This is a genomic window from Oleiagrimonas sp. (assembly GCF_027858935.1).
Lineage (GTDB): Bacteria > Pseudomonadota > Gammaproteobacteria > Xanthomonadales > Rhodanobacteraceae > Oleiagrimonas.
Map to the genome: position 1 here is coordinate 1 of NZ_JAQIBU010000228.1, position 6772 is coordinate 6772.

A 6772-nucleotide genomic window follows, 5' to 3' on the forward strand; every position below is an offset into this window, starting at 1 on the left:
GGAGAAGTCGCAGGTGAATCGTGTGGACATGCCGTATCGCCTTGGGTTGAACGGTTATGTTCTGAAGGCGACAAAGGGATTGGCTTGACGTCTACGGAGCCTTTTTACCGTAGCACCAATACGGCAAATTCCGGGGTGTGTTTTCAAGTTCTATTCAGCCTTAACTCAGAAATTGTTTAGCAGTCCGTCAGACGTCACCGCGCAAGATGGTTGACTCGTCCCCACGTTGAATTGGCGAAACCATCATGAGGCAGACAGTTGCCGATTTCCTCCTGCAGCGCCTCAGCGATTGGGGTATCCGCCGCGTTTTCGGATATCCGGGCGACGGCATCAACGGCATCATGGGTGCCATGGGCCGCGCCGCCGATCGCTTTGATTACGTCCGCGTGCGGCACGAGGAAATGGCCGCCTTCATGGCCGGCGCACACGCCAAGTTCACCGGGGAAGTTGGCGTCTGTTTGGCGACCTCCGGCCCCGGCGCCATCCACCTGCTCAACGGTTTGTACGATGCCAAGATGGATCACATGCCGGTGGTGGCCATCGTCGGCCAGCAGGCGCGCAGTTCGCTGGGCAGTGATTATCAACAGGAAGTCGATCTGCAGACCCTGTTCAAGGATGTGACCAGTTATGTCGAAACCTTGATGGTGCCGGCGCAGGCGCGTCAGGTTATCGACCGCGCCTTTCGCATTGCCGCCGCCGAGCGCTGCGTGACCTGCATCATCGTCCCCAACGATCTGCAGGAGTTGGATGCGGTAGCCAGCCCACCGCGTAAACACGGTGATGTGTATTCCGGCATCGGCTACGCCAACCCGCACCCTACCCCGTCGGACCAGCAATTGCAGCAGGCGGCCGAAGTCCTCAACGCCGGGCGCAAGGTCGCCATTCTGATCGGGGCTGGCGCGCTGGCTGCCGGCGACGAGGTGGTCGCAGTCGCCAATCGACTGGACGCCGGCGTAGCCAAGGCCCTGCTCGGCAAGGCTGCGCTTGCGGATGACCTGCCCTTCGTCACCGGCTCGATCGGTTTGCTCGGCACCAAGCCCAGCTGGCAGATGATGAACGACTGCGACACCTTGTTGATGATCGGCACCACGTTCCCGTACGCCGAATTCCTGCCCGAGGATGGCCAGGCCCGCGCCGTGCAGATCGATATCAATCCACGCTACGTGTCGATGCGTTATCCCACCGAAGTCAACCTCATCGGCGACAGCGCCGAGGTGTTGAATCGCCTGCTGCCACTGTTGCAGCCGAAGGATAATCCGGAGTGGCGCGAGCGTATCGAGCTGAACGTGCGCAAGTGGTGGAGCGCTCTGGAAGCCAAGGCCATGCAGCCGGCCAATCCGATCAACCCGCAGCGCATTTTCTGGGAATTGTCACCGCGGTTGCCGGACAACGTGATCATCTGCGGCGACTGCGGTTCGCACACCAATTGGTATGCCCGCGACGTAAAGATGCGCAAGGGCATGATGGGATCGCTTTCCGGCAAGCTGGCCACCATGGGCAGCGGTGTGCCCTATGCGATCGCCGCCAAGTTCGCGTATCCGGATCGTCCGGTTCTGGCCATAGTCGGTGATGGCGCCATGCAGATGAACGGCAACGCCGAGTTGATCACCGTCAAGCAGTACTGGAAGCAATGGAAGACGCCCAACTTCGTGGTGATGGTGCTGGCCAACCATGACCTCAACCAGGTCACCTGGGAGCAGCGCGCCATGACTGGCGATCCGAAGTTCGAGGCCTCGCAGCATGTCGAGGACTTTGCCTATGCGCGTTACGCCGAAGACCAATTGGGCTTCAAGGGTATCCGCGTGGACAAGCCCGAAGACCTGGGCAAGGCGTGGGAAGAGGCCTTTGCTGCCGACCGTCCAGTGCTCATAGAAATCATGTCCGATCCAGATGTGCCGCCGCTGCCGCCGCACATCACCCTGGCGGAAGCCAAGGCGTTCACCTCGACCTTGTTGAAGGGCGATCCCAACGAAGTGGGCATCATTCGCCAGAGCGTGCGTGACCTGATGGCGCGGGTACTCCCCGGCAAGAACGGATGACAGTCATGAAATACAACCATGAAATTGTCGTCATCACTGGTGCATCCGCGGGTGTAGGACGCGCCACTGCGCATCGTTTTGCCCGTGAAGGCGCACGCGTGGTGCTGATTGCTCGCGGCAGCACAGCCTTGGACGCTGCAGCCAAAGAGGTGCGCGACATGGGCGCGGAAGCGCTGGCAATCCCGGTCGACGTCGCCGATGCCGTTCAAGTGGAAGCGGCCGTAGAGCGCATCGAGCAGGAGTTTGGCCCCATTGACATCTGGATCAATGCGGCCATGGCCACCATCTTTGCGCCGGTCAGCGAGATCACCCCCAAAGAGTTTCGCCGCGCCACCGAAGTGACGTACCTGGGTACCGTCCAATGCACCATGGCCGCGTTGAAGCGTATGCGCGCGCGTGATCGCGGCAAGATCGTGCAGGTTGGTTCAGCCCTGGCCTATCGTGCCATCCCGCTGCAGTCAGCCTATTGTGGCGCCAAATTCGCCATTCGCGGTTTCACGGATGCGTTACGCGTGGAATTGATGCACGAGAAGAGCAAGGTGACCGTCACCATGGTGCAGCTGTCGGCGTTCAATACGCCGCAGTTCCAGTGGGCGCGCAGCAAACTCCCGCGTCGCCCGCAGCCCGTACCGCCCATCTATCAACCCGAACTGGCCGCCGAAGGTATCCATTACGCGGCGCATCATCAGCGGCGTGAACTGTGGGTGGGCTACCCAGCGGTGAAAGCCATCCTTGGCAACAAACTGGTGCCGTGGCTGGCGGATCGGATTCTCGCCAAGCAGGGTTATTCGGGGCAAATGGACAAACAGCCGGTGCTTGCGGATCGGCCAGACAACCTGTTTGACGCGGTCGACAAGGACTTTGGCACGCACGGACGTTTCGATGACCGCTCGCGTCGTTTCAGTCCGCAGTTGTGGGCGACCACGCACCGGCGCGTAGTGGCTGTCGGTGTCCTGGGCGCCGTCGCCCTGCTCGCGCATGGCTGGCTGCGGCGTGGCATGGATGACCGACACTGAGCGCGCAGGAAGCAGGCATGCGAAGCAAGCCACGCAGCGACATCCCTATGGCCCTGACCTTGGGTGGTGCGGCTTTGGCTGCGGCGTGGCTGGGCCACCGTTCGCACCAGCGAGCGGGCCATACGAGGCAGGAGACGCAAGTGCCTACGCCGGCGACCAATGGAAGCGATGTGAACAAACATGTCACCGCGGCGCGCTCGTTCAACCACAGCTCGGCCTTGCTGGCGTGGTCCGTGCTGGCCGACAGCACGGTGGAGCATTACCGCGGCTTGTTCAAGAACAAGGCCATGTATACCCCGTTGGTGTCAGCCACGTTGTCACTGATGGCCGGACTGCACGGAGGCCGCGACAAACGCCCGGCCACGCACCGTATTCGCCACGGTATCTACAAATTCGCAGTGGCGGCAGGGGTCGTCGGCACAGGATTCCATCTCTACAACGTGACCAATCGCGAAGGTGACTTCAGCTGGAACAACCTGTTCTATGCCGCGCCGCTTGGTGCCCCGACGGCGCTGCTTCTTTCTGGTGGGCTGGGCGCCATCGGCGAGCGGTTGCGCAACCAGCCGGCACACGACCCCCGGCTGCTGGGCATGCCGGCGGGGCGCGCATTGGCGCTTGCCGTCAGCGCGGGACTGCTCGGGACCACGGCCGAAGTCGGCCTGCTGCACTTTCGCGGCGCGTTCCAGCATCGGGCCATGTACGCACCGATCATCATTGCGCCGTTGGCTGCCGCATTGATGACCCGCACTGCGCTGGGCCGACCGCGGGAACAGCCGCTCACCCGATTGTGGCTGCGACTGACCGCCTTGCTCGGTTTCGTTGGCATGGGCTTCCACGCCCGCGGCATCGCCCGCTGTCAGGGTGGCTGGCGCAACTGGAGCCAGAACGTATTGAGTGGGCCACCGTTGCCAGCACCACCCAGTTTCACCGCCCTGGCCTGGGCGGGACTGGCCGCGCTCAAATTGAGGAAAACCGAACGATGACCTCCACCACCAAGACGCGCTATCCCGGTTACGACGTGCTTAACAAACGCGGTTCGCCGTCGTGGGATGCGGTCACCCGCAAGGTGGTGGATGATCGAATGGCCACGCCCGTGAAACCGCGTTTTCTCGATTCGGATCAATGGCGGACCGCGTTGGCACTGTGTGCGGCGATAGTTGCGCAGCCGGACGATCGCCCGGCCGTGCCCGTGGCCGCATTGCTGGACCGCAAACTGCACGAAGACAGCGGTGACGGCTACCGCAACGCGCGTCTGCCCAGGCTGCGCGACGCATGGCGGATCGGCTTGGCTGCACTTGACACGGAAAGCCAGAACGCTCACGGCGATGACTTTGCCGCCCTGTCACCAACCCAGCAGAACATGCTGTTGCAGCGCATGCAGGAAGGCCAAATGCATGAGGATGCCTGGCAAGACATGCCGCCCGAACTCTTCTTCAGTGATCGCGTATTGGCCGACCTTTACGGCGCCTATTACTCGCACCCTTCGGCGTGGAGCGAAATCGGATTTGGCGGCCCGGCCAACCCGCGCGGATACGTGCGCATGGTTGCCGACCGCCGCGACCCTTGGGAAGCCATCGAAGCGACGAGCGCCGACGATGAAGAGCACGTGCGCCAGGCGAACGCGCATGTCCGCTGATGCCATGCAGCAGCCGCGTGGCGCACATGGACGCGCACCCAATGTGTTGCGCAAGGGAGGCTGGGTGTCCATGCGCGAATATCCGCTGGACGACGAAGTCGACTTTGTCATCGTCGGCACTGGCGCTGGAGGCGCCACCCTTGCCTGCCGCCTCGCCGAGCAAGGCTTCACGGTGGTGGCACTGGATGCCGGCGCGTGGTGGCGACCGCTGGAGGAGTTCGCCTCCGACGAAGCGCACCAGAAAAAACTGTACTGGAACGATGAGCGCATCTGCGATGGTGAAAATCCGCTGAAGATGGGCAGCAACAATAGCGGCAAGGCGGTGGGCGGCAGCACGGTGCATTTCGCCATGGTCTCGCTGCGGTTTCGCCCGCAGTGGTTCAAGTGCCGCAGCGTGCTGGGTTACGGCGCGGACTGGCCGCTCGACTGGCGCGAAATGTGGCATTACTACGACGAGGTCGAGCAGGCGCTGAGCATCGCCGGTCCCATCAACTACCCGTGGGGCCCGCCACGCAAGCGATACCCCTACCGTGCGCACGAACTCAATGCATCCGCGCGGGTGCTGGCGCGCGGGGCCGAGGCCATGGGCATTGCCTGGACACCCACTCCGCTGGCCACGGTATCGGCCCCGCGCGGCAAGTCACCGCCCTGCGTCTACCGCGGTTTCTGCGCTGCCGGCTGTGCCACCAATGCCAAGCAGAGCGCATTGGTGACCTGGATCCCGCGCGCCGTTAAGGCCGGCGCCGAGATCCGTGACCTGGCAATGGCTGGTCGCATCGAAACCAACGACGCCGGACGTGCCGTGGGCGTGGAATATTTCCGTGATGGCCAGTGGAACTTCCAGCGCGCGCGCAATGTGGTAGTGGCTGGGTATGCGATCGAGACGCCGCGCCTGTTGTTGCTGTCGGCCAACCACCGTTTCCCCGACGGTCTGGCCAACAGCTCCGGTCTGGTCGGCAAGAATTTGATGGTGCAATCCAACCAGGCTGTGTGGGGTGTCATGGACGAGGACATCCGCAGCTACAAGGGCCCGCCTTCTTTGTCGATTACCGAGCACTGGAACTACGAAGACAAGGGCAAGGACTTCTTCGGCGGCTACGCCTACTTGAGCCAGGGGCCGCTGCCAGCTGGCTGGGCGTCGACGCAGAACGGTCGCGGATTGTGGGGCAACGCGCTGGCGCGTGAAATGCAGAAATACAATCATCAGGCCGGTCTGAAGATTGTCGGTGAAACCCTGCCGCAGGAGCGCAACCAAGTCACCCTGGCCGATGAAAAAGACCATTACGGCCTGGCCATCCCGCGCATCACCTATTCGTTTTGCGACAACGACAAGAAACTGATCGCCCATTCGCTGAACTTCATGCAGCAGGCGCTCGACGCCGCCGGAGGGAAGGAAATCTGGCGCCAAGAAGACGACACCTGTCACCTCAACGGCACCGCACGCATGGGCGCTGATCCGCGCACCAGTGTGGTCAATGCCGACTGTCGCAGCTGGGACATACCCAATCTATGGATTTGCGATGGTTCGGTGTTTCCGACCGTCGGTGGCGTTAATCCGTCGCTGACCATTCAGGCCATTGCCTGCCGAACCGCTGACCGAATCGGCGTCCTTGCGATGCGCGGAGAACTGTAGCCATCACGGCGACGATCTGCGGTGCAAAGCAACACGGGGAACCGATTTGAATTAGCTCGATCAAAGTGAGGCGTCCTTGCCTCGCAACCGTCCTTGAGAATTTATAGTGCACTGTATTCTTGGCGCCGTCTGTTCGCTTTCGAACAGACGGCTGCCTAAATTATGAACACAGTGCTACTCAGGAGTGAAACGCTGCGGTCAAGGAGAACGTCATGACACAGCAAAGGGTCGATAGTTCCCACTGAGCCGACCCCTGCTTGGTAGATTCTTAGAGGGGCCTGACTATCGGGGCAGTAGATTGCAGCACTTTAGTGCTTATGTGTCTAGTACCGACTGATTCTTCGGTTTTCTGACAAACAACTCTGGGCGTTCCTTGCGCCATGCGCGTAACGCTTGAAGTGGCGTCGTGTGTTTGAGCGCGCGTTGCGGAAGGTGTTCGTTGTAGAGC

Annotated in this window: 5 protein-coding genes; all 5 read left to right on the forward strand. The window is 61.8% G+C overall.

The window, feature by feature from the left end; genetic code table 11:
- The first annotated feature begins 245 nt into the window (after positions 1-245).
- Positions 246-2039, forward strand: coding sequence for a thiamine pyrophosphate-requiring protein (locus PF446_RS08495; protein WP_298071002.1), 1794 nt, complete (start codon positions 246-248; stop codon positions 2037-2039).
- Positions 2040-2044: 5 nt separating this feature from the next.
- Positions 2045-3055, forward strand: coding sequence for an SDR family oxidoreductase (locus PF446_RS08500; RefSeq protein WP_298071003.1), 1011 nt, complete (start codon positions 2045-2047; stop codon positions 3053-3055).
- Between the two features lie 170 nt (positions 3056-3225).
- Entirely contained in the window at positions 3226-4038 is an 813-nt protein-coding gene (locus tag PF446_RS08505) for a hypothetical protein (protein WP_298071004.1), read from the forward strand.
- A complete protein-coding gene (locus PF446_RS08510) occupies positions 4035-4691 on the forward strand; it encodes a gluconate 2-dehydrogenase subunit 3 family protein (protein ID WP_298071005.1) in 657 nt (218 codons plus the stop codon). The genes PF446_RS08505 and PF446_RS08510 overlap by 4 nt, the downstream gene beginning before the upstream one ends.
- Positions 4681-6324: a GMC family oxidoreductase gene (locus PF446_RS08515; RefSeq protein ID WP_298071006.1), complete on the forward strand. Its 1644-nt coding sequence runs from the start codon at positions 4681-4683 to the stop codon at positions 6322-6324. The genes PF446_RS08510 and PF446_RS08515 overlap by 11 nt, the downstream gene beginning before the upstream one ends.
- The last annotated feature ends 448 nt before the right edge of the window (positions 6325-6772 follow it).